The organism is Rathayibacter sp. Leaf299 (assembly GCF_001423055.1).
Lineage (GTDB): Bacteria > Actinomycetota > Actinomycetes > Actinomycetales > Microbacteriaceae > Rathayibacter > Rathayibacter caricis.
Genome location: NZ_LMNT01000001.1, coordinates 607,396 through 626,192 on the forward strand (window position 1 = coordinate 607,396; position 18,797 = coordinate 626,192).

Consider the following 18,797-nt stretch of genomic DNA (forward strand, 5'->3'; position numbering starts at 1 on the left):
CGGAGAGAACGAGGAGAGCGCGGGAGCAGGCGCCGCGTTCAGTCGCGGGCCAGTGCGACGATCCGCGACGCCGCGGCCGACACGACGACCGCGTCCCCGGGCGCGACGCGCGCGGCGGAGTCGGCGCGCACGTCCGACACCAGCCGCACCGGGTCGCCGGCGGGATCCGTCGCCTCGACCGTCACCAGCACGTCGACCCCGCGGTAGGCGACGTCGACGACGACCGCGTCCAGGGACAGTGCGCCGGATGAGGCCCCGCTCGTCACCGCGAGGTGCTCCGGACGCACCGTCACGAGCGAGCCGTCGGCGAGGCCGAGGAAGTTCTCGTAGCCGAGGAAGTCGGCGACGAAGCGGTTCGCCGGAGCGCCGAAGACCGCGGCCGGTGCGCCCTGCTGCATGATGCGCCCGGCGCGCATGAGCACCATCTCGTCGCTCATCTCGAGCGCCTCGTCCTGGTCGTGCGTGACCAGCACGACGGTCAGCCCCGTCTCGGACTGGATGCGGCGGATCTCGGAGCGCATCTGCACGCGGAGCCGCGCATCCAGGTTCGACAGCGGCTCGTCGAGCAGCAGCAGCCGGGGGCGGATCGCGATGGCGCGGGCGAGGGCGACGCGCTGCTGCTGTCCGCCCGAGAGGCGCCGCGGCCGGCTCGCTGCGAGGTGCGCGAGCCCGACCATCTCGAGGCTCTCGGTCACCCGCTGAGCCCGCTCGGCGCGTCCGAGACCGCGCAGCTTCAGCCCGTAGCCGACGTTGTCGGCGACGCTGAGGTGAGGGAACAGCGCGTACGACTGGAACACCATGCCCAGTCCGCGCTTCTCGGGAGCGAGCCGGGTGCTGTCGACGCCGTCGATCAGGATCCGGCCCGAGGTCGGCGTCGAGTACCCGGCGAGCATCCGCAGCGACGTGGTCTTGCCGCATCCGCTGGGCCCGAGGAGGGTGGTCAGCTTCCCGGACGGGATCGCCAGGTCGATGCCGTCGACCGCGGTGAAGTCACCGAAGACCTGACTGACGTCGACGAATTCCGCTGCTGCGCTCATCGGTTGATGCCTCCGAAGATCTGGGCGAAGCCGACGCTGCGCTCGGCGATGATCGCGATGACGACGGTCGCCGCGAGGATGAGGGTGGACGTGGCCGCGACCATGGGGTCGTAGCTCTGCTGGACGTAGTCGAGCATCGTCACGGGGAGGGTCCTGGCGTCGCGGCTCTGCAGGAGCAGCGACAGCGGGACGTTGTTGAACGAGGTCACGAATCCGAGCAGCGCGGCCGAGAAGACCCCGGGGCGCAGGATCGGGAGCGTGACGGTGAAGAAGGTGCGCAGCGGTCCGGCCCCGAGGCCGCGGGCGGCCTCCTCGAGCGCCGGGTCGCTGGTGGCGAGCGAGGCGCCGGTCACGCGGACGGCGTAGGGGAGCAGGAGCGCCGTGTGGCCGATCAGCAGCACGGCCGCGTTGTCGATGTCGAGCGTGACGACGAGCTGCTGGAACAGCGCCAGGCCGACGACGAGCTCGGGCACGATCAGCGGCGAGAGGAAGAGCCCCTCGATCAGCGAGCGGCCGGGGATCCTGCCCCGGTAGATCGCCAGGGTCGCCGGGATGCCGATCAGCAGGGCGATCGCCGTCGAGAGCACGGCGAGCTGCGCGCTGGTGGCCAGCGACTCCAGGAACGGGTCGTACGAGAGCGCCTCGCCGAACCAGCGGAACGAGAGCCCCTCCGGCGGGAAGCGGAGCGTGGATCCGGCGGTGAAAGCCGTGGCGACGACGAACAGGATCGGCACGATCATGATCACGTAGCCGGCGACCGCGAGCGACGCGGCGACGGGGCGGCGGGTCCTCATGAGACGGCTCCCTTCCGGGCGACGAGGGAGGAGAGCCCGGAGACCAGGAAGACCAGGACCGTCATGACGATCGCGGTGGCGGAGGCGCCGGCCCAGTCGATCGTGACGCTGGAGTAGGAGAACAGCTGGGTGCTCAGCATCCGCTGGCTCGACCCGCCGAGCAGGTAGGGCGTGGTGTACGCGGTGACGGAGCCGGCGAAGACGAGCGTCGCGGCGACGACGACGCCGGGCAGCGAGAGCGGGACCACCACGTCCCAGAAGGTGCGGGTGGGGCTCGCGCCGAGTCCGCGGGCGGCATCGTCGAGGCCGGCGTCGACCTGCGAGACGGCGGAGTAGCAGGAGATGATCGCGAGCGGCAGGAAGAGCTGGGTCAGGCCGAGCACGATCGCGAGCTCCGTGTAGAGCAGCTGCGGGGCCTCGGACACGACGCCCAGACCCACGAGCAGCTGGCCGATCGCGCCGTTCGAGCCGAGCACGACGAGCCAGCCGAAGGTGCGCACGACGTTGCTGAGCAGGAGCGGGAAGATCGCGAGGGCCAGCAGGACGCCGGACCAGCGGGACGAGGAGCGCGCCAGCAGGTAGGCGATCGGGAAACCCAGGACGACGCAGATCAGCGTCACCACGAGTCCGATGCCGACCGTGCGGCCGATGATGCGCAGCTCGTAGGGGTCGGTGAGCATCTCGCCGACCCGGGCGATCACCTCGACGGGCCCCGTTCCGGGAGGGGCGAACAGCATCACCAGCGAGGGGACGACGAAGAAGAGCAGCAGGAAGCCCAGCCCGGGCAGGAGCAGGAGGGGAGCGGTCCTCGACCTCACGAGTAACTCCGATCGGACGCGTCGGGCGGCGCCGTGAAAGGCCGCAGGGTGAATGTAACCGGTTGCATCGACAGTAGACCGGCGACGCTACCCGCTTCGATTCGCGCGTGTAAACACTGTGTTTCGTGATCCCGCGTCAGGGCACGTCCTCGATGCGAGCGGTTGCAGACGTGGCCCTATGATCACGGGAGAGCCGGAGGGGGGACGCATGGCCACGCTCGCCGACGTCGCCGCCCTCGCAGGCGTCTCGAAGGCGACCGCGTCGCGCACGCTCTCCCGCCCCGAGGTCGTCTCGCCCGAGACGGCCGCCCGGGTGCTCAGCGCCGCGGCGAAGCTCGGCTTCATCCCCAACTCGGCGGCCCGCCAGCTGGCCCGGGGCCGCACCGGCGTCGTCGCGCTGGTCGTGCCGACCCTCGACAACGCGTTCTTCACGCCGATCATCGGAGGGGCGCAGCGCCGCGCCGACGAGGACGGCCTCCAGCTCACCGTGGCCGTGCATCCGCTCGAGGCGGTGCGCGAGCTCGGAGCGTTCGACCGGCTCTCGCGCCAGGTCGACGGCTTCATCGTGGTCGCGCCGCGCGGCGGCGACGAGCTGCTGCTCTCGGCGGGATCGCACAAGCCGACCGTGCTGGTCGACCGGGAGGTCGACGGGATGGCCTCCGTCGTCGCCGACACCGCCTCGGCCTTCGGCGCGCTCGTCGAGCGCTTCACGGCCGACGGGCACGAGCGCGTGCTCTACATCGGCGGACCGGAGGGGTCGTGGCAGGACGGTCAGCGCACGGCGGCGGTAAGCGAGGCGGCTCGGCGCGGGGGAGCGGAGCTGACCGTGCTGGGTCCCTTCCCGGCCACGTTCGCGGCGGGAGTGGGCGCCGCGGCATCGGTGCGCGACTCGGGAGCGACGGCCGTCGTGCCGTACGCGACCGCGCTCGGGCTCGGCGTGCAGTACGCGCTGCTGTCGTCGGGCGGGGTGCCGGAGGGGCTCGTGGTGAGCTCGGAGCGCTCGATCGTCGACGCGCTGGGTCTGGTCGGGGTGCCCGCGGTCGACGTCGACGGCGAGCAGCTGGGGCGGGCGGCGGCCGAGCTGCTCATCGAGCGGCTGGCCGACCGGGGTGCGGCGCCGGAGCGGCGGCGGCTGCCGGTGCCGGTGCAGTGGCCGGCGTGCGGCTGACGCGGCCTCTGGAGGACGGGGGTCTCGATACGCCCGCTGCGCGGGCTACTCGACCAGCAGGGGGGCTTCCCCGTGCCTGCCGGTCGAGTAGCCGCCGGAGGCGGCGTATCGAGACCTACCGCCTCCGGAGTCGGCGCTACGCCGTCAGCGCGACCGCCGTCCACGACACCGGAGGCAGCGTCACCGTGAGGGTGCCGTCCGAGAGGGAGGCGTCGACCGCGTCGCGCAGGCCCACGCGCTCCTGGTCGTCCTTCGTGTTCTTCGCGTAGGGGTCCTCGTCGAAGAGGGCGACCGCCTCCGCGATGCTCGAGACGCCCAGGCCGGACACGTCGACGGTGACCGTGATCGACTCCGTCTGCGAGCGGTTCACGAGGAACACCGACGAGCGGTCGCCGTCGTGCGTCGCGACCGAGTCGACGAGCGGAGCCTCGCCGTGGCGGGCGGTGGAGTACGTGCCCGCCTCGATCCGGGGCTTGAGCACGGTGCCGGAGGCGAGACGCGCGGTCGTCGAGAACGGGAAGAACGTGGTCTGGCGCCACGCCGCTCCGCCCGGCTCGGTCATGATCGGCGCGATCACGTTGACCAGCTGCGCGAGCGAGGCCGAGGTCACGCGGTCGGAGTGCTTCAGCAGTGTGATCATCAGGTTGCCCAGGACCACCGCGTCGGCGACCGAGTAGACGTCCTCGAGCAGGCGGGGGGCGTAGGCCCACTCGCGGGTGCTCTGGTCGCCCTCGGCGTCGGCCTTCTCCTTGGCCTGCCACTCCTCGAGGTACCAGATGTTCCACTCGTCGAAGGACAGCATGATGTCCTTCGACTTCTTGAGCTTGTACTTCACGTGGTCGGCGGTCGCGACGACCGTCGCGATGAAGTACTCCATGTCGAGGGAGGACGCCAGGAACGAGCCCAGGTCTCCGCCGTACTCCTGGTAGTACGCGTGGCACGAGACGTACTCGACGTCGTCGTAGGTGTGCTCGAGGACGACGCGCTCCCACTCGCCGAAGGTCGGCATGCCGGATCCGGACGAGCCGCAGACCACGAGCTCGAGCGACGGATCGGCGATCTTGAGCGCCTTGGCGGTGCGGGAGGCGAGCTTGCCGTAGTCCTCCGCGTTCATGTGGCCGACCTGCCAGGGGCCGTCCATCTCGTTGCCCAGGCACCACATGCGGATGTCGTAAGGCTCGGTGCCGCCGTTGGCGATGCGCTGGTCGGCGAGAGCGGTGCCGGCCGGGCCGTTCGCGTACTCGAGCACGTCGAGCGCCTCGAGGACGCCGCGGGTGCCGAGGTTGACCGCGTACATGATCTCGCTGCCGGTGAGCTCGGCCCAGCGGGCGAACTCGTCGAGTCCGACCTCGTTGGTCTCGAGCGAGTGCCAGGCCAGGTCGCGGCGGCGGGGGCGCTCGGAGCGCGGGCCGACCCCGTCCTCCCAGCGGTAGCCCGAGACGAAGTTGCCGCCGGGATAGCGGATGGTCGTGCTGCCCAGCTCCTTCACCAGGTCCACCACGTCGAGGCGGAAGCCGTCCTCGTTCGCCGTGGGGTGCCCGGGCTCGTAGATGCCGTCGTAGACGCAGCGTCCGAGGTGCTCGACGAACGAGCCGAAGATCCGCGGATTCACGGGGGCGACGACCGCGGTGGGATCGAGGGTGATCCGGGCCGAGGAGGTGGACGGGACGGCGCGGGGAGCGTCGGTCATGACAGGGCCTTTCTGAGGCGGTGACGGGCCCCTCCTGTTCTGGAGGGGAGTGGTGCGCGGGTGCGGCCGGTCACTTGACCGAGCCGATGGACAGCCCGCCCTGCCAGTACTTCTGCAGGGTGAGGAAGGAGACGATCAGCGGGATCACCGAGATGAGGGCCCCGACGATCACGAGGTTCCACAGCGACTGCCCGCCGGTGTTGACCGACGCCTGGGTCTGCCAGGTGCCCAGGCCCACGGTGACGGGGAAGAGCTGCGAGTTCGAGAGCATCACGAGAGGGAGGAAGTAGTTGTTCCAGGTTCCCACGACCGACAGCAGCAGCACCGTCACGAGCGCGGGGCGCAGCAGCGGCAGGGCGACGCGGAAGAAGACCGTGATCTCGCCCGCCCCGTCCATCCGCGCGGCGTCGAGCATCTCCTCCGGCACCGCGTCCTGCGTGTAGACGCGCATGAGGTAGACCGCGAACGGGTTGAGCATCGAGGGCAGGATGACCGCCCACATGGTGTTGGTGAGCTGCGCGGCGCTGAACATGACGAACAGCGGGATGACCAGGGCCGTCGCCGGCACCATCACGGAGCCCAGGACCAGCGAGAAGAAGGCGTTGCGGCCCTTGAACGCGTACGCCGCGAAGCCGTAGCCCGCGAGCACCGACAGGACCGTCGCTCCGAGACCGCCGACGAAGGCGTAGAGGAACGAGTTGCCGAGCCACTTCCAGTAGAGCCCGTTCGAGTAGGTGAACAGCGAGCCGATGTTCGTGAAGAACTCGAAGGAGTCGCCGAACCAGAGTGGGCTGACGGTCCCGGAGAAGAGGCCGACCTGGTCCTTCGTCGACGCCACCACGAGCCACCAGAACGGCAGGGCGAAGTACACGACGAAGGCGAGCAGGATCACGTGGGGGAGCAGCTGGCGTCCGCCGCGGCGGCTGCGGGCGCGGACGGCGTCGTCGCGGCGCTGCACGCGGTCGCGCTTGGGGGCGAGTTCGAGGGTGCTCATGAGAGTCCGTTCCGCTTCTTCGTGGCCGCCAGGAACAGGTACGACCCGACGAACACCACCAGGCCCAGCGCGAACGAGATCGCGGAGGCGTAGTTGAACTGGTTGTAGGAGAAGGCGAGCGTGTAGGCATAGATGTTCGGCGTGTAGGACGCGTCGATCGAGCCGGACGCCAGCGAGCGCAGGATCTGCGGCTCGGTGAAGAACTGGAGCGTGCCGATGAGGGCGAAGACGAGGATCAGCACCATCGAGGAGGAGATCATCGGGATCTTGATCCGCAGCGCCGTCTGGATCGCGCTCGCACCGTCGAGGCGGGCGGCCTCGTACACGGCGGGGTCGATGCCCTGCAGTGCCGCGTAGATGATGATCATGTAGTAGCCCGCCCACTGCCAGGTGACGACGTTGACGAGGCTGCCGAAGATCGACTCCTTGCCGAGCAGGTTCGGAGCGTCGAGGCCGAACCAGCCGAACACCTCCGAGGCGGGGCCGAACGACGGGCTGTAGAGGAAGCCCCACATCAGCGCGCCGATGACGGCCGGCACCGCGTAGGGCACGAAGATCATCAGCCGGGCGAAGCGCGAGAACCGCGAGGTGAGCGCGTCCAGCATCAGCGCGGCGATCAGCGAGACCAGCATCTGGATCGGGATCAGGATGAACGCGAACCGGACGACGAGCCAGACGCCCTCGAGGAAGAGGGGGTCCGAGAACGCCTTGGCGTAGTTCGCGAACCAGACCCACTCGGTGCCGGTGGCGACGGTCTTGTTCTGCAGGCTCAGGATGAACGAGTAGATCAGGGGCGTGATCAGGAAGACCACGAGGAAGACGCCGAAGGGGGCGACGAAGACCCAGCCCCAGCGGGCGCGGCGCGAGGCGACGACTCCGGTGCGGGGCTTCTTCGTGCGGCGTTCGGCGGTGGCGGCGGGCGCGGGGACGACGAGGTTCGACATGGTGCTCCTTCGAGACGGGACGGGGCGGCCGCCGCCCTCGCGGACGGCGGCCGCCGGTCGTCAACCGACCGTGTAGCCCTGACCGGCGGCGTAGTCGCTGACCGCGGTCTGGTAGGTCGCGAGGGCGTCCTCGACGCTGGACTCGCCGCTGTTGACCGCGTTCACGGCCTCGGTGAGCTTGTCGTAGGCGAAGTTCTGGAACGGCGAGACCTGGAAGCCCTGGTACTCGGTCGCGGCGGTGAGGAAGACATCCTTGTTGATCTGCTGACCGCCGAAGAAGTCGTACTCGAGGTCCGCGAAGTAGTCGGATTCGAGGATCGGCTTCCAGAGCGGGAACAGCGCGCCCTTCTCGATGCCGATCTTCCAGGCCTCCTCGGTGCCGAAGATCTCCTTGGCGACGAGGGCCGCCGCCTCCTTGTCCTCGGCCTGCTCGGTCACCGCGAACGCGGATCCGCCGATGTTGATCTGGGTCGGCTCCTCGCCCTCCCACTGGGGGACCGGAGCGGCGCGCCACACGGCGTCGGGGTCCGCGCCCTCGAAGCCCTGCAGGTAGCCGGGCAGCCAGGCGGCGGCGATCACGGAGGCGTAGGTGCCGTCGACGAGGTGCGTGTTGTAGTCGGTGGTCGAGCTGTCCTCGGTGCCGACGAGGCCCTTGGTGACGAGGTCGTTCCAGTAGTTCATGACCTTGGCGCTGGCCTCGTCGTCGAGGTCGACCGTGACGTCGGTGCCGTCGACGGTGTAGGGCACGGAGCCGGCCTGCGCGAAGAGCGCTTGCTGGTACGCGCGGCCGTTGCCCGCGTAGTCGGTCATCAGGGTGCTGGAGCCGGCGTCCTTGAGCGCCTGCGCGGCGGCCGCGTACTCCTCCCACGTGGTGGGGACGGGGATGCCGTACTCGTCGAGGATGTCCTGGCGGTAGAGCATGCCGACGGGACCGCCGTCGACCGGGATCGCGTAGGTGGCGTCGCCGCTGGAGACGTCGGCCCAGGCGCCCTCGGAGTAGTTCTGCTGCACGTCGGACGCGCCGTACTCGTTCAGGTCGACGAGGGCGTCCTGCGGGATGTAGCTCTGCACGACCTCGCTCTCGAGCATGACGACGTCGGGGGCACCCGAGCCGGCCTGCACGGCGGTGGTGAGCTTGGTGTACTCGTCGTTGCCGGCGCCGGCGTTGCTCCAGCAGATCTGGACGTCGTCGTGGCTGTTGTTGAACAGGTCGACCACGCCCTCGAACTCGGGGTACCAGGCCCACATCGTGACGACCTTCGCGTCCTCGTTCACGATCGTGTTCTCGCAGTTGGCGGCGTCGCTCCCGGCGGAGCAGCCCGTGAGAGCAGCGGCGGAAGCCGCGACGGCCACCCCCGCAGCCAGCAGTCTCTTCGAATGACGCGTCATTGCGTTTCCTTTCGGATGCGGCCGTCGTCGGCCTGAGGAGGGTTCCACGCGGGAGCGGGGAGGTTCTGCAGCGTGTCCCCGACGTTTCTACAACGATGGAGACAACGTTGTAGAGACGATGATGCGGAGTCGCCGCGGCGCTGTCAAGAGCGGCTCGCCGAGCGGCCCGAGCGGTGTCCGCCCAGCCGGCCGTGCTGGACTGGGCGGGTGGGAACGATCGACGCGTGCCGCCTCCTCGCCGACCGGGTGGAGGCGCTCGCCGCCTCCGATCCGCCGCCCAGGGCCCTGATCCGCGCGGTGGCGCGCGACATCGCCGGCATCCGGGGCGGGTTCCTCGGGCCACTCGATCTGCTGAGCGGCGGACGCAACCGGATCCGCGGCCGCGGCTTCGCCGAGCCGTACGACGACGACACCCGCGGGCAGGCGCGCCACTTCGCGGGCGTGGCCGGAGCGACGCTCCACCTCGGCGGTCCGCTCGCGCACCTGCTCCTGCGCACGGTCGGCGGCGACGCCGCGGGCAGCGCCGACGACCGGCTCACCCGGCGGGCCGTGGAGTGGAGTCGGCTGCTGCGGCGCGGACGCCTGCCGGTCGGCGACGCGGGGGAGTGGATCCGCCGCGAGATCTGCGACTGCGGCTGAGCGCTCAGACGGGAGCGCTCGACTCCCGCGCCACCACCGAGAACGCCGCGGTGCGCAGTCGGTGCGGACCCGTCTCGGTGCCGTCGATGCGCGCCTTCAGCACGTCGACGGCGGTCTGCGCGATCTCCTCCCGCCCCGGGTCGATCGAGGACAGGCTCGGGACCGAGTAGCGCGACTCGTCGATGTCGTCGAAGCCGATCACCACGACGTCGCCGGGCACGTGCCGGCCCGCGTCCTGGAGGGTGCGGATCGCGCCGAGCGCGAGGGTGTCGTTGAACGCGAAGACGGCGTCGAAGTCGACGCCCGACTCGATGATGCCGCGCATCGCGACCGCGCCGTTGGCCCGGTGCCAGGGGCCGGAGTAGCCGATCAGCCGTTCGTCGTAGGGCACGCCCGCCGCCTCCAGCGCCTGCTCGTAGCCGCGGGTGCGGAGCACGGCCGAGCCGACCTCCTCGCCGGCGTGCGCGCCGAGCGCGACGATGCGCCGGCGGCCGCTCTCGAGCAGGTGCTCCGTCGCCGCGCGGGCCGCCTCGACGTTCTGCATCGTGACGTGGTCGACGCGCTCGGTGAAGATGCGCTCGCCGAGCAGGACGAGCGGGTAGTCGACGGCGAGGGCGGGCTCGTCGGCCATGTCGATGCCGAGCGGGCTGAAGAGGAGGCCGTCCGTCAGCTGGCGGCGCGGAGAGCTGAGGACGCTGCGCTCGCGGGCGGGATCGGCTCCGGTCTGCTCGATCAGCACCGTGAGCCCGCGGCGGTCGGCGGCGCGCATCACGCTGTCGGCGAGCTCGGCGAAATAGGCGAGGCTGAGCTCGGGGAGCGCGAGGCCGATCACTCCGGTGCGGCCCCTGCGCAGGCTCCGCGCCGAGAGGTTGGGGCTGTAGCCGAGCTCCGCGATCGCGGCCTCGACCTTCTCGCGGGTGGCCGGACGGATGTGCGGATAGTCGTTGATGACGTTCGAGACCGTCTTGATCGACACTCCGGACGCACGCGCGACGTCGTGCAACGTGACCGCCATCGGTCCTCCTCCGCTCGGGGGTGCGCCCAACCTACAACGTTGTACCACCGCGCGTCCCGCGGCGTCCTGTTCTCGCGGGACACGGTGTCGCGGCGAGTGCGGACCTCGAGCGGGGCGGAGGCGGCGCGGTCGTGTCGCGGCCGGGCGGCGGAGGGCGGGTCCGGCACGCTGGAGACTCGACGAGAGGGGGCGCGATGGACGCGCGCGAGCACGAGGTCCGCCGGCGGATGGACGCCCACGAGCTGTACACCGATGCGGGCGAGGGGCTCGCGGCGCTCGAGGAGGAGCGGATCCGCGGCAAGGAGCTCGCGCACGCGTACAACGCGACCGGGCCGCGCGAGGGTGTCGAGCGCCGCCGGCTGCTGCACGAGCTCTTCGAGTCGGTCGGCGAGGGCGTCTGGGTCGAGCCTCCGCTGCACGTCGCCTACGGCAACCGGGTGCAGCTGGGCGAGAACGTCTACGTGAACTTCGGTCTGACGCTCGTCGACGACGTCGAGGTGGTGATCGGGGACCGGGTGATGATCGCCCCGAACGTCACCATCAGCACGACCGGGCACCCGGTCCACCCCGAGCTGCGCCGCGACGGCACCCAGTTCTCGGCGCCGGTCGTGATCGAGGACGACGTGTGGATCGGGGCGGGCGCGATCCTGCTGCCGGGCGTCGTGGTCGGCGCGGGCTCCGTCGTGGCCGCGGGTGCGGTCGTGACGGCGAGCGTGCCTCCGCTGGTCGTCGTCGGAGGAGTGCCGGCGCGCGTGCTGCGGGCCATCGGCGACGAGGACCGGGAGTGGGAGTACCGCGCGCCGCGGGTGCTCGGGTGACGGGGGAGCGAGCTGCCCGGCTGTGCAGGGCGACCAGCCCTGCTGATCGAGTAGGCCGCAGAGCGGCCGTATCGAGATCCGCGGTGTCCGGTGGTGGTGGGTCTCGATACGCCCCTGCGGGGCTACTCGACCAGCAGAGGGGGCGGACCTGCCTGCTGATCGAGTAGGCCGCAGAGGGGGGCGGACCTGCCTGCTGATCGAGTAGGCCGCGGAGCGGGCATATCGAGATCCGCGTGCTCGGGAGGGGGGCGTTCTCCCGGGCTCGGTAGGCTCCGCGGGTGACCCGCTCCCGCCTGATCCTGCTCGACATCGACGGCACGCTGATGGACGGCGGCGTCGTCGCGCCCTCGGCCGCCGAGGCCGTCGTGGGCGCCCGCCGCAACGGCCACCTGGTGCTGCTCGCGACCGGCCGCTCGCGTCCCGAGATCCCGCAGCAGGTGCTCGCCCTCGGCTTCGACGGAGTGGTCTCGGCCGCCGGCGGCTTCGTCGAGCTCGACGGCGAGCTCGTCTCGCGGAGCACGATGCCGGCGGACGCGGTGCGCGAGATCGTCGACTTCTTCGAGGCGCACCGGATCGAGTACACGCTGCAGGCGCACGACGCCGTGTTCACGAGCGGCGGGCTCGCGGCGCGGGTCGCCGAGCTGCACGCGCGGCGGGGCGAGACGGTGGAGCCGGTCGTCGAGACGCCGCGCGGACCCGTGCCGACCGAGGGGATCGCGAAGGCGACGTTCTTCGGCGACCACGACGACACCTTCGCGGTGGTGCGCGACGGCCTGGGCGAGCGCTTCCACGTGGTCACCGGCACCATCCCGTACCTCGGGCACGCGGGCGGCGAGGTGAGCCTGCCCGGCGTCGACAAGGGCGCGGCGCTCCTCGCGCTCGCCGAGCGGCTGAGGCGGGCGGTCGAGGACACCGTGGCGATCGGGGACAGCTCGAACGACGTCGAGATGATCACCGCCGCCGGGCTCGGGATCGCGATGGGCAACGCCACCGACGACGTCCTCGCGATCGCCGACGACGTGACGACGTCGGTGCACGAGGACGGCGTGCGGACGGCGTTCCTCCGTCACGGCCTGATCTGAGCCGGCCCCGGCTCGCCGGAACCGGGGCCGACGGCGATCAGGTGTACCAGGAGGGCTCGGGCACGTCGCCCAGCAGGGCGAAGACGCCCACCTCGCGTCGCTTGTACGCGATCGGATCGTGCAGCGAGTGGGTGCGGAGGTTCCTCCAGTAGATGTCGAGTCCGACCGTGTTCGCGCTCGCGCGGGCGCCGGTCAGCTCGAAGACGCGGGTCGCCGTCTCGAGTCCGTCCTCGACGATGCGGGCCTTGGCCGCCGCGATGCGCACGGCGATCTCGCCGCGGCGGCGGGGAGTGAGCTCCTCGCGCGGGGCGTGCAGCACGGCCGACAGCTCGGCTCCGGTCGCGTCGATCAGCGCTTCGGCCGCCCACAGCTTCGCCTGCAGATCGCCGTACCCCTCGAGGAGGTACCACTCGTCGGTCGCGCGCTCCTTGTCGTCTCCGCCGAACGGCCAGGCGCGGGTGCGCTCTCGCGTGTAGCGCGCGGCGTGCTCGAGGGCGCCCTGCGCGATGCCGACGTAGAACTCGGCGAACACCTGCTGGATCGTCGGCACGTTCAGCGAGTTGTAGACGAGCGGCTGGAACTCGCGGTCGACGAAGCCGGCGGCGGCGGCCCACGGCACGCGCACGTCGCGGATCTCGACCGAGCCCGACTCCGTGAGCCGCTGGCCGAGGCTGTCCCAGTCGCGGCCGAAGACGATGCCGTCCTGCGCGGTCGGGACGATCGCGAAGACGTGCGTGTCCGTGCCCTCGAGGATCCCCTCGAGCACCGTCAGGTCGCTGACCACGCCTCCCGTCGAGAACGACTTGCGGCCCGAGAAGACGAGCTCGTCGCCCTCCTCGCGGATCGAGAGGTCGGAGTCGCGCGGGTTCACGGCGCCGCCGTAGAGCAGGTTCCCCTCGGTGGCGAGCTGCTCGACGGCCGCGATCTGCTCGGGGGTGCCGACGAGTCGCGCCGCCCACGCCCAGAGGTAGTGGTAGCCGAGCAGCTGACCGATCGAGCCGTCGGCGCGGGCGACGGTGCGGATCACGCGCAGCGCGGTGGTCCACTCCTGGCCGCCGCCGCCGTGCTCGCGCGGGCCGAGCAGGGTGACGAGCCCGGCGTTCTTGAGCAGGGCGACCTCGGTGAAGGGCGCGGCTCCGGCGCGGTCGCGCTCGAGGGCGTCGACGGCGAGGACCGAGGCGACCTCGTCGGCGCGGGCGATCCACTCCGCAGGGGAGGCGGGGCGCGGGGCGCCGGACCAGCGGTCGGTGAGCGGGTCGCCCAGCGCGGTGGCGCGCGCGGCGGGCTCGTGGCCGGTGGGCGGGGTGGTGGTGCCGGTGGGCGTGGGGGCGGATGCGGTGCTCACGGTGGTCCTCTCTCGAACGGTGCGGCGACTCTCGCAGCCGGGCGCGGCGGATGCACCGCGTGCGTCGGGCAGTGACGGCGTGTGACTCCGGGTGTCGTCGCGGGCGGTGGAGCGGCCGTGATGAATCGATGCGCTGCCGATTTTGACAATCGTTATCAATAGCCGCTACCGTGAAGTCACCCCGACCGTCCGACTCCGGACTCAGATTGGCTCTCCGTGACGACCCGTACCCGCACCCTCTCCGCTGCCGCCCTCGTCGGCGCCGCGGCCCTCGCCCTCTCGGCCTGCTCCGGCTCCGGCTCGGCGAGCGACGACTCCGGCCTCGTCTCGATCGTCGCGTCGACGAACGTGTACGGCGACCTCGCGCAGAGCGTCGGCGGTGACCTCGTCGAGGTCACGAGCATCATCGACAGCCCGGAGAAGGACCCGCACGAGTACGAGGCCACGGCGCGCGACCAGCTCGCCGTCTCGGACGCGCAGCTCGTGATCGAGAACGGCGGCGGCTACGACCCCTTCATCGACACGATGATCGACGCGTCCGGCTCCGAGGCGCCCGTCGTCACGGCGACCGTCGTCGCCGGTCTCGAGGACGAGCACGCGCACGAGGAGGAGCACTCCGACGAGGAGGGCGCCGAGGAGGAGGGTCACTCGGACGAGGACGGCCACGATCACGCCGCCTACAACGAGCACGTCTGGTACGACCTCGCCGTCGCCCGCGACGTCGCGACCGGGATCGCCGACGAGCTCTCGAGCATCGACCCCGACAACGCGTCGACCTACTCCGCCAACGCCGAGGCGCTCGCCGCCGACCTCGACGCGCTGATCGAGCGCGAGCAGGAGCTCAAGGGCACCCTCGAGGGCCGCTCCATCGCGATCACGGAGCCGGTGCCGCTGTACATGACCGAGGCGCTCGGCCTCGTCGACGCGACTCCGGAGGAGTTCAGCGAGGCGATCGAGGAGGGCACCGACGTGCCCGCCACGCTGCTGCAGGAGACGCTCGCGCTGTTCTCGGACGGCGCCGTCGACGCCCTCGTCTACAACGCGCAGACCTCCGACGCGCAGACCGAGGCGGTGCTCGAGGCCGCGGAGTCGGCGGGGATCCCCGAGGTCGCCGTCACCGAGACCCTGCCCGACGGCGACGATTACGTCGGTTGGATGACCGCGAACCTCGACGCCGTCGAGGGGGCGCTCTCGTCGTGACGCCTCCGTCCCCGATCGATCGGCCCGCCTCCCCGGAGGCGGGCCTTCCGGCGTCTCCGGCCGTGCTGCGGATGCGCGGCGCCGGCCTCCGCTTCGGCTCGCGTGAGCTGTGGGGCGGAGTCGACCTCGACGTGGAGGCGGGCGAGTTCGTCGCCGTGCTCGGCGCGAACGGATCCGGCAAGACCAGCCTGCTGAAGGCGGTCCTGGGTCAGCAGCCGTTGAGCACGGGCGAGCTGCAGGTGCTCGGCGCGCCCGTGCACCGCGGCAACCGCCGCATCGGCTACATCCCTCAGCAGAAGCTCGCCGACGACGGCACTCCGCTGCGCGCCCGCGACCTCATCGGGCTCGGGATCGACGGCCACCGATTCGGATTGCCGCTGCCTTCTCGCGCCCGCCGCGAGCAGGTCGACGCCCTGCTCGCCGCCGTCGGGGCGACCGACTACGCCGACGCCCCGCTCGGCAGCCTGTCCGGAGGCGAGCAGCAGCGCGTCCGCGTCGGCCAGGCCCTCGCGGGCGACCCGGCGCTCCTGCTCTGCGACGAGCCTCTGATCGCCCTCGACCTCGCGCACCAGCGCGCGGTCAGCGAGCTGATCGACCGGCACCGGCGCGAGCGCGACCTCGGCGTCCTCTTCGTGACGCACGACGTGAATCCGGTGCTGCGGATGGTCGACCGCGTGCTGTACCTCGCCGGCGGCCGGTTCCGCATCGGCACGCCCGACGAGGTGCTGCGCTCGGAGGTCCTGAGCGACCTGTACGACGCGCCCGTCGACGTGATCCGCGCCCGCGGCCGGATCATCGTGGTCGGCGCCCCCGACCACTCGCACGTGCACGAGCACGAGGCGGAGCGCCGGCACGGATCGGAGCACCGGCACGAATCCGAGCGCCGGCGCGAGCACCGCCACGACACCCCGGAGGAGCGCGCCTGATGGACGACGTCTGGTCGCAGATCTTCGACTTCTCGGACTACGGAGCCCTGCTGGCGCTGCTGCGGAACTCGGTCATCGCCGGCGCCGTCCTCGGCGTGGTCGGCGGGCTGATCGGCGTCTTCGTGATGTCGCGGGACATGGCCTTCGCGGTGCACGGCATCAGCGAGCTGTCCTTCGCAGGCGCCTCCGCGGGCCTGCTGCTCGGGATCGGCGTGGTGCAGGGCTCGATCGTCGGCTCGCTCGTCGCGGCGCTGCTGATCGGCCTGCTCGGCTCCCGCGCCCGCGATCGCAATTCGATCATCGCCGTGCTCATGCCGTTCGGCCTGGGCATCGGGATCCTCTGCCTCGCGCTCTACCCGGGGCGCAGCGCGAACAAGTTCGGCCTGCTCACGGGGCAGATCGTCGCGGTCGACGACCCCCAGCTCGGCTGGCTCATCGCGATCTCGGTCGTCGTCGTGATCGGCCTCGCGCTGATCTGGCGCCCGCTGACCTTCGCGAGCGTGGACGCCGACGTGGCGGCGGCCCGCGGAGTGCCGACCCGAGCGCTCTCGATCGTCTTCATGCTGCTGCTGGGTCTGGCCGTGGCCGTGTCGGTGCAGGTCGTGGGCTCGCTCCTGGTGCTCGCGATCCTGGTGACCCCGGCCGCCGCCGCCCTGCGGATCTCGGCGTCGCCGGTGATCGTGCCGCTGCTGAGCACGCTCTTCGCGGTCGGGTCGCTGGTCGGCGGGATCCTGCTGGCGCTGGGCGGCTCGGTGCCGATCAGCCCGTACGTGACGACGATCTCGTTCACGATCTACGTCGTCTGCCGGATCGCCGGGCGGCGGGGAGTCCGGCGTCGGCGCTCACCGGCGCTCGCCGGGGCGGGGGTATAGCGTGGCCCGGGTCGTGAGACGGGAAGGTGGTCCGGTGGTCAAGCGGAACACGTGGCAGAGGGAAGCGGTGCGCGAGGCGCTGACCGGGCGCGACGACTTCGTCAGCGCGCAGGGGCTGCACAGCGCGCTGCACGCGTCCGGATCGCCGATCGGCCTGGCGACGGTGTACCGCGCGCTCGCCGACCTCGCGGTCGAGGGCGAGGCCGACTCGCTGCAGTCGCCCGACGGCGAGAGCCTCTACCGGGCCTGCACTCCGGGCACGCACCACCACCACCTGATCTGCCGGCGCTGCGGGCTGACCGTGGAGATCGCGGCCGACGAGGTCGAGACCTGGGCGCGCTCCGTCGCGGGCCAGCACGGCTTCACGGATGCGCACCACGTCGTCGATGTGTTCGGCCTCTGCGCCGAGTGCACGCGGGCGACCGCGGACTGACGCGCTCCAGGCCGGCGGTCGGCTGCTACGCCGGCAGGAAGACGCCGGCCGCGCGGTCCTTCACGACCGCTCCGGCGGGCAGGACCCGGCCGCTCATCGCGACGTAGACGCCCGGCGGCAGCAGCTGCACAGCGGCCACCGCGGCGCCGAGGTTGAACGACGCGTCGCTGTCGCGCATCCGCGCCGGCTGCATCGCTCCGGTCAGCACCACCACGCGGTCGCGGACGGTCCCGATCGCCTCGGCCGTGGCGGTCATGGTGTCGGTGCCGTGCGTGAGGACGATGCGGTCCTCCTCCGCCTCGAGGACCCGCTGCCGGATGAGGGCGCGATCGTCGTCGTCGAGGTCGAGGCTGTCCTTCGCGAGCACCTCCTCCACCCGGAACTCGAGCGTCGAGAGCACGGGCTCGAGCAGGCGCGGGATGGTCGGCGCGCCGATCACGAGCTCGCCCGCGAGCGAGTACTCCTTGTCGATCGTGCCGCCGGTGGTGAGGACGAGGATGCGATCTGTCACTCCCTCACAGTAGGGCGGGCCTCCGACACGGGGCGCGCGGGCCGCCTGTCGTCGGATCCGGCTAGAGCTCGTCCGACCGGGCGGGAGCCGGCTGCCGGGGGATCGCGCGATGGCCCCAGCGGTTCCAGGCCGCGATGTAGATGGCGAGTCCGGTGACGAGCCCGGCGATCACCCACAGCACGACGAGGTAGTCGATCCACGAGCCGACCGGCGGCGAACCGGGGAGGAAGTTCCGCAGCGGGATGACCGCGAAGAGCATGGCGCCGATCCAGCTGGTGAGGGTCGCCTCCACCCTGCGGCGGCCGGTGTAGGCGCTGATGGCGACGAACAGGACGAGCACCGGGGTGACCGCCATCATCCCGAGCAGCACGATCCCGAACGCGACCGTGCTCGCCGAGCGGGTCGCGGTGATGATGACCGAGGTCAGCGCTTCATCGCCGTCGGCGGTGGGGACGCTGTCGCCGGGCTGCGCGGCCGTCACGGTGTTCAAGTGCCACCCCGGCACGGAGTCGTCGATGCAGACCCGGGTGGGCACCGCGGTGTGCTCGTGGTCGTCGTGATCGTCCTCGCCGAGGAAGGCGAACGTCGTCAGGTCCGCCCGGTAGCTGTCGAAGGGCCACTCCTCGACGGTCCCCTCGGCGAAGTCCGACTGCACGGAGCTGTCGAGCACTTCGCCCGCCGGGAAGGTCAGGACGCTCGGCCCGTCGACCGGGAAGGTCACCAGGCTGATCGTCTCCTCGGCCGTGTACCCGTCGGAGGAGGTCAGACCCTCCGACGGCACCAGCGTCATCTGGAACTCGAGCCGCTGGCGGGCCGCGTCGACCTCCGCCGGCTGGAGCTTCACGGTGACCGGGTCGGCGCCCGCGATGACCGTCTCGCAGCCCTCGCTCGAGTCCCGGATGCCGCCCGCGTACGTCAGCACGACCGTCGCGTACACGAGGACCGCCGCCAGGACGGCGAGGAGGACCGGCCATCGACGGCGCCGGGGACGGGGACGCGGGTCGGTCATCTGCCGAGCATAGGGTGCCGCCTCGCGGCGCCGACGGGGGGCTCGAGGGGCGAGTGCACGGGCCGACCGCACGGAGCCTCCGGTGCGCGCGGTGCGCTCGGACCGGAGGCCCC

At 71.5% G+C, this 18,797-nt stretch carries 19 protein-coding genes; 8 read left to right on the forward strand and 11 right to left on the reverse strand.

Annotated elements, in window-relative coordinates:
- Positions 1 to 38: 38 nt before the first annotated feature.
- The 3 genes from ASF48_RS02680 to ASF48_RS02690 are packed head-to-tail and all read right to left on the reverse strand — an operon-like array spanning position 39 to position 2,649.
- A complete protein-coding gene (locus ASF48_RS02680; protein WP_055785974.1) occupies positions 39 to 1,037 on the reverse strand; it encodes an ABC transporter ATP-binding protein in 999 nt (332 codons plus the stop codon).
- The gene (locus ASF48_RS02685) at positions 1,034 to 1,831 is read right to left on the reverse strand and encodes an ABC transporter permease (RefSeq protein ID WP_055785978.1); all 798 of its coding nucleotides are present in this window, start codon (positions 1,829 to 1,831) and stop codon (positions 1,034 to 1,036) included. Before ASF48_RS02685 ends, ASF48_RS02680 begins: the two co-directional genes overlap by 4 nt.
- Positions 1,828 to 2,649 carry an ABC transporter permease gene (locus ASF48_RS02690; RefSeq protein ID WP_082480939.1) on the reverse strand — a complete coding sequence of 274 codons (822 nt, stop codon included), beginning with the start codon at positions 2,647 to 2,649 and terminating at the stop codon, positions 1,828 to 1,830. The genes ASF48_RS02685 and ASF48_RS02690 overlap by 4 nt, the downstream gene beginning before the upstream one ends.
- A 208-nt stretch (positions 2,650 to 2,857) precedes the next feature.
- Here ASF48_RS02690 and ASF48_RS02695 point away from each other — a divergent pair, with 208 nt between their 5' ends.
- Positions 2,858 to 3,817, forward strand: a complete 960-nt coding sequence (locus ASF48_RS02695) for a LacI family DNA-binding transcriptional regulator (RefSeq protein ID WP_055785981.1) — start codon at positions 2,858 to 2,860, stop codon at positions 3,815 to 3,817.
- 136 nt (positions 3,818 to 3,953) lie between these two features.
- Here the strand turns inward: ASF48_RS02695 and arfA are convergent, their stop codons facing one another.
- From arfA to ASF48_RS02715, 4 genes are all read right to left on the reverse strand, one after another.
- Positions 3,954 to 5,507 (reverse strand): arabinosylfuranosidase ArfA, encoded by a 1,554-nt coding sequence (gene arfA / locus ASF48_RS02700; protein WP_055785984.1) that lies wholly within the window; start codon positions 5,505 to 5,507, stop codon positions 3,954 to 3,956.
- Between the two features lie 70 nt (positions 5,508 to 5,577).
- A complete protein-coding gene (locus ASF48_RS02705; protein WP_082480940.1) occupies positions 5,578 to 6,501 on the reverse strand; it encodes a carbohydrate ABC transporter permease in 924 nt (307 codons plus the stop codon).
- Entirely contained in the window at positions 6,498 to 7,445 is a 948-nt protein-coding gene (locus tag ASF48_RS02710; RefSeq protein WP_055785988.1) for a carbohydrate ABC transporter permease, read from the reverse strand. The genes ASF48_RS02705 and ASF48_RS02710 overlap by 4 nt, the downstream gene beginning before the upstream one ends.
- Positions 7,446 to 7,505: 60 nt before the next feature.
- The gene (locus tag ASF48_RS02715) at positions 7,506 to 8,834 is read right to left on the reverse strand and encodes an ABC transporter substrate-binding protein (RefSeq protein ID WP_082480941.1); all 1,329 of its coding nucleotides are present in this window, start codon (positions 8,832 to 8,834) and stop codon (positions 7,506 to 7,508) included.
- A 207-nt stretch (positions 8,835 to 9,041) separates the two neighbouring features.
- Between ASF48_RS02715 and ASF48_RS02720 the strand changes: the two genes are divergently transcribed.
- Positions 9,042 to 9,473 carry a hypothetical protein gene (locus ASF48_RS02720; RefSeq protein ID WP_055785995.1) on the forward strand — a complete coding sequence of 144 codons (432 nt, stop codon included), beginning with the start codon at positions 9,042 to 9,044 and terminating at the stop codon, positions 9,471 to 9,473.
- Positions 9,474 to 9,477: 4 nt separating this feature from the next.
- On the opposite strand, the gene ASF48_RS02725 is transcribed toward ASF48_RS02720, so the two are convergent.
- Positions 9,478 to 10,488 (reverse strand): LacI family DNA-binding transcriptional regulator, encoded by a 1,011-nt coding sequence (locus tag ASF48_RS02725; protein WP_055785998.1) that lies wholly within the window; start codon positions 10,486 to 10,488, stop codon positions 9,478 to 9,480.
- Positions 10,489 to 10,682: 194 nt separating this feature from the next.
- Between ASF48_RS02725 and ASF48_RS02730 the strand changes: the two genes are divergently transcribed.
- Both ASF48_RS02730 and ASF48_RS02735 read left to right on the forward strand, forming a co-directional pair.
- A complete protein-coding gene (locus tag ASF48_RS02730) occupies positions 10,683 to 11,306 on the forward strand; it encodes a sugar O-acetyltransferase (RefSeq protein ID WP_055786002.1) in 624 nt (207 codons plus the stop codon).
- Positions 11,307 to 11,584: 278 nt separating this feature from the next.
- Positions 11,585 to 12,388 carry a Cof-type HAD-IIB family hydrolase gene (locus tag ASF48_RS02735; RefSeq protein WP_055786005.1) on the forward strand — a complete coding sequence of 268 codons (804 nt, stop codon included), beginning with the start codon at positions 11,585 to 11,587 and terminating at the stop codon, positions 12,386 to 12,388.
- Between the two features lie 37 nt (positions 12,389 to 12,425).
- Here the strand turns inward: ASF48_RS02735 and ASF48_RS02740 are convergent, their stop codons facing one another.
- Positions 12,426 to 13,733 carry an acyl-CoA dehydrogenase family protein gene (locus ASF48_RS02740; protein WP_200930955.1) on the reverse strand — a complete coding sequence of 436 codons (1,308 nt, stop codon included), beginning with the start codon at positions 13,731 to 13,733 and terminating at the stop codon, positions 12,426 to 12,428.
- Between the two features lie 216 nt (positions 13,734 to 13,949).
- Here ASF48_RS02740 and ASF48_RS02745 point away from each other — a divergent pair, with 216 nt between their 5' ends.
- From ASF48_RS02745 to ASF48_RS02760, 4 genes are all read left to right on the forward strand, one after another.
- Complete coding sequence (locus ASF48_RS02745) at positions 13,950 to 14,933, forward strand: metal ABC transporter solute-binding protein, Zn/Mn family (RefSeq protein ID WP_055786007.1); 984 nt, start codon at positions 13,950 to 13,952, stop codon at positions 14,931 to 14,933.
- A gap of 71 nt (positions 14,934 to 15,004) precedes the next feature.
- Complete coding sequence (locus ASF48_RS02750) at positions 15,005 to 15,859, forward strand: metal ABC transporter ATP-binding protein (protein ID WP_082481080.1); 855 nt, start codon at positions 15,005 to 15,007, stop codon at positions 15,857 to 15,859.
- Positions 15,859 to 16,731, forward strand: a complete 873-nt coding sequence (locus ASF48_RS02755; protein WP_055786014.1) for a metal ABC transporter permease — start codon at positions 15,859 to 15,861, stop codon at positions 16,729 to 16,731. Before ASF48_RS02750 ends, ASF48_RS02755 begins: the two co-directional genes overlap by 1 nt.
- Before the next feature lie 34 nt (positions 16,732 to 16,765).
- The gene (locus ASF48_RS02760) at positions 16,766 to 17,164 is read left to right on the forward strand and encodes a Fur family transcriptional regulator (protein ID WP_055786018.1); all 399 of its coding nucleotides are present in this window, start codon (positions 16,766 to 16,768) and stop codon (positions 17,162 to 17,164) included.
- Between the two features lie 25 nt (positions 17,165 to 17,189).
- On the opposite strand, the gene ASF48_RS02765 is transcribed toward ASF48_RS02760, so the two are convergent.
- Positions 17,190 to 17,675, reverse strand: a complete 486-nt coding sequence (locus ASF48_RS02765) for an asparaginase domain-containing protein (RefSeq protein WP_055786020.1) — start codon at positions 17,673 to 17,675, stop codon at positions 17,190 to 17,192.
- A gap of 61 nt (positions 17,676 to 17,736) precedes the next feature.
- Positions 17,737 to 18,684, reverse strand: a complete 948-nt coding sequence (locus tag ASF48_RS02770) for a DUF4436 family protein (RefSeq protein WP_055786025.1) — start codon at positions 18,682 to 18,684, stop codon at positions 17,737 to 17,739.
- Positions 18,685 to 18,797: the final 113 nt, after the last annotated feature.

Excerpts from the sequence above, each read along its gene's own strand:
- ASF48_RS02695 (WP_055785981.1), top strand. The coding sequence starts at position 2,858 with ATGGCCACGCTCGCCGACGTCGCCGCCCTCGCAGGCGTCTCGAAGGCG.
- ASF48_RS02705 (WP_082480940.1), bottom strand. The coding sequence starts at position 6,501 with ATGAGCACCCTCGAACTCGCCCCCAAGCGCGACCGCGTGCAGCGCCGC.
- ASF48_RS02685 (WP_055785978.1), bottom strand. The coding sequence starts at position 1,831 with ATGAGGACCCGCCGCCCCGTCGCCGCGTCGCTCGCGGTCGCCGGCTAC.
- ASF48_RS02755 (WP_055786014.1), top strand. The coding sequence starts at position 15,859 with ATGGACGACGTCTGGTCGCAGATCTTCGACTTCTCGGACTACGGAGCC.
- ASF48_RS02730 (WP_055786002.1), top strand. The coding sequence starts at position 10,683 with ATGGACGCGCGCGAGCACGAGGTCCGCCGGCGGATGGACGCCCACGAG.
- ASF48_RS02770 (WP_055786025.1), bottom strand. The coding sequence starts at position 18,684 with ATGACCGACCCGCGTCCCCGTCCCCGGCGCCGTCGATGGCCGGTCCTC.
- ASF48_RS02725 (WP_055785998.1), bottom strand. The coding sequence starts at position 10,488 with ATGGCGGTCACGTTGCACGACGTCGCGCGTGCGTCCGGAGTGTCGATC.
- ASF48_RS02680 (WP_055785974.1), bottom strand. The coding sequence starts at position 1,037 with ATGAGCGCAGCAGCGGAATTCGTCGACGTCAGTCAGGTCTTCGGTGAC.
- ASF48_RS02715 (WP_082480941.1), bottom strand. The coding sequence starts at position 8,834 with ATGACGCGTCATTCGAAGAGACTGCTGGCTGCGGGGGTGGCCGTCGCG.
- arfA (WP_055785984.1), bottom strand. The coding sequence starts at position 5,507 with ATGACCGACGCTCCCCGCGCCGTCCCGTCCACCTCCTCGGCCCGGATC.
- ASF48_RS02750 (WP_082481080.1), top strand. The coding sequence starts at position 15,005 with ATGCGCGGCGCCGGCCTCCGCTTCGGCTCGCGTGAGCTGTGGGGCGGA.
- ASF48_RS02710 (WP_055785988.1), bottom strand. The coding sequence starts at position 7,445 with ATGTCGAACCTCGTCGTCCCCGCGCCCGCCGCCACCGCCGAACGCCGC.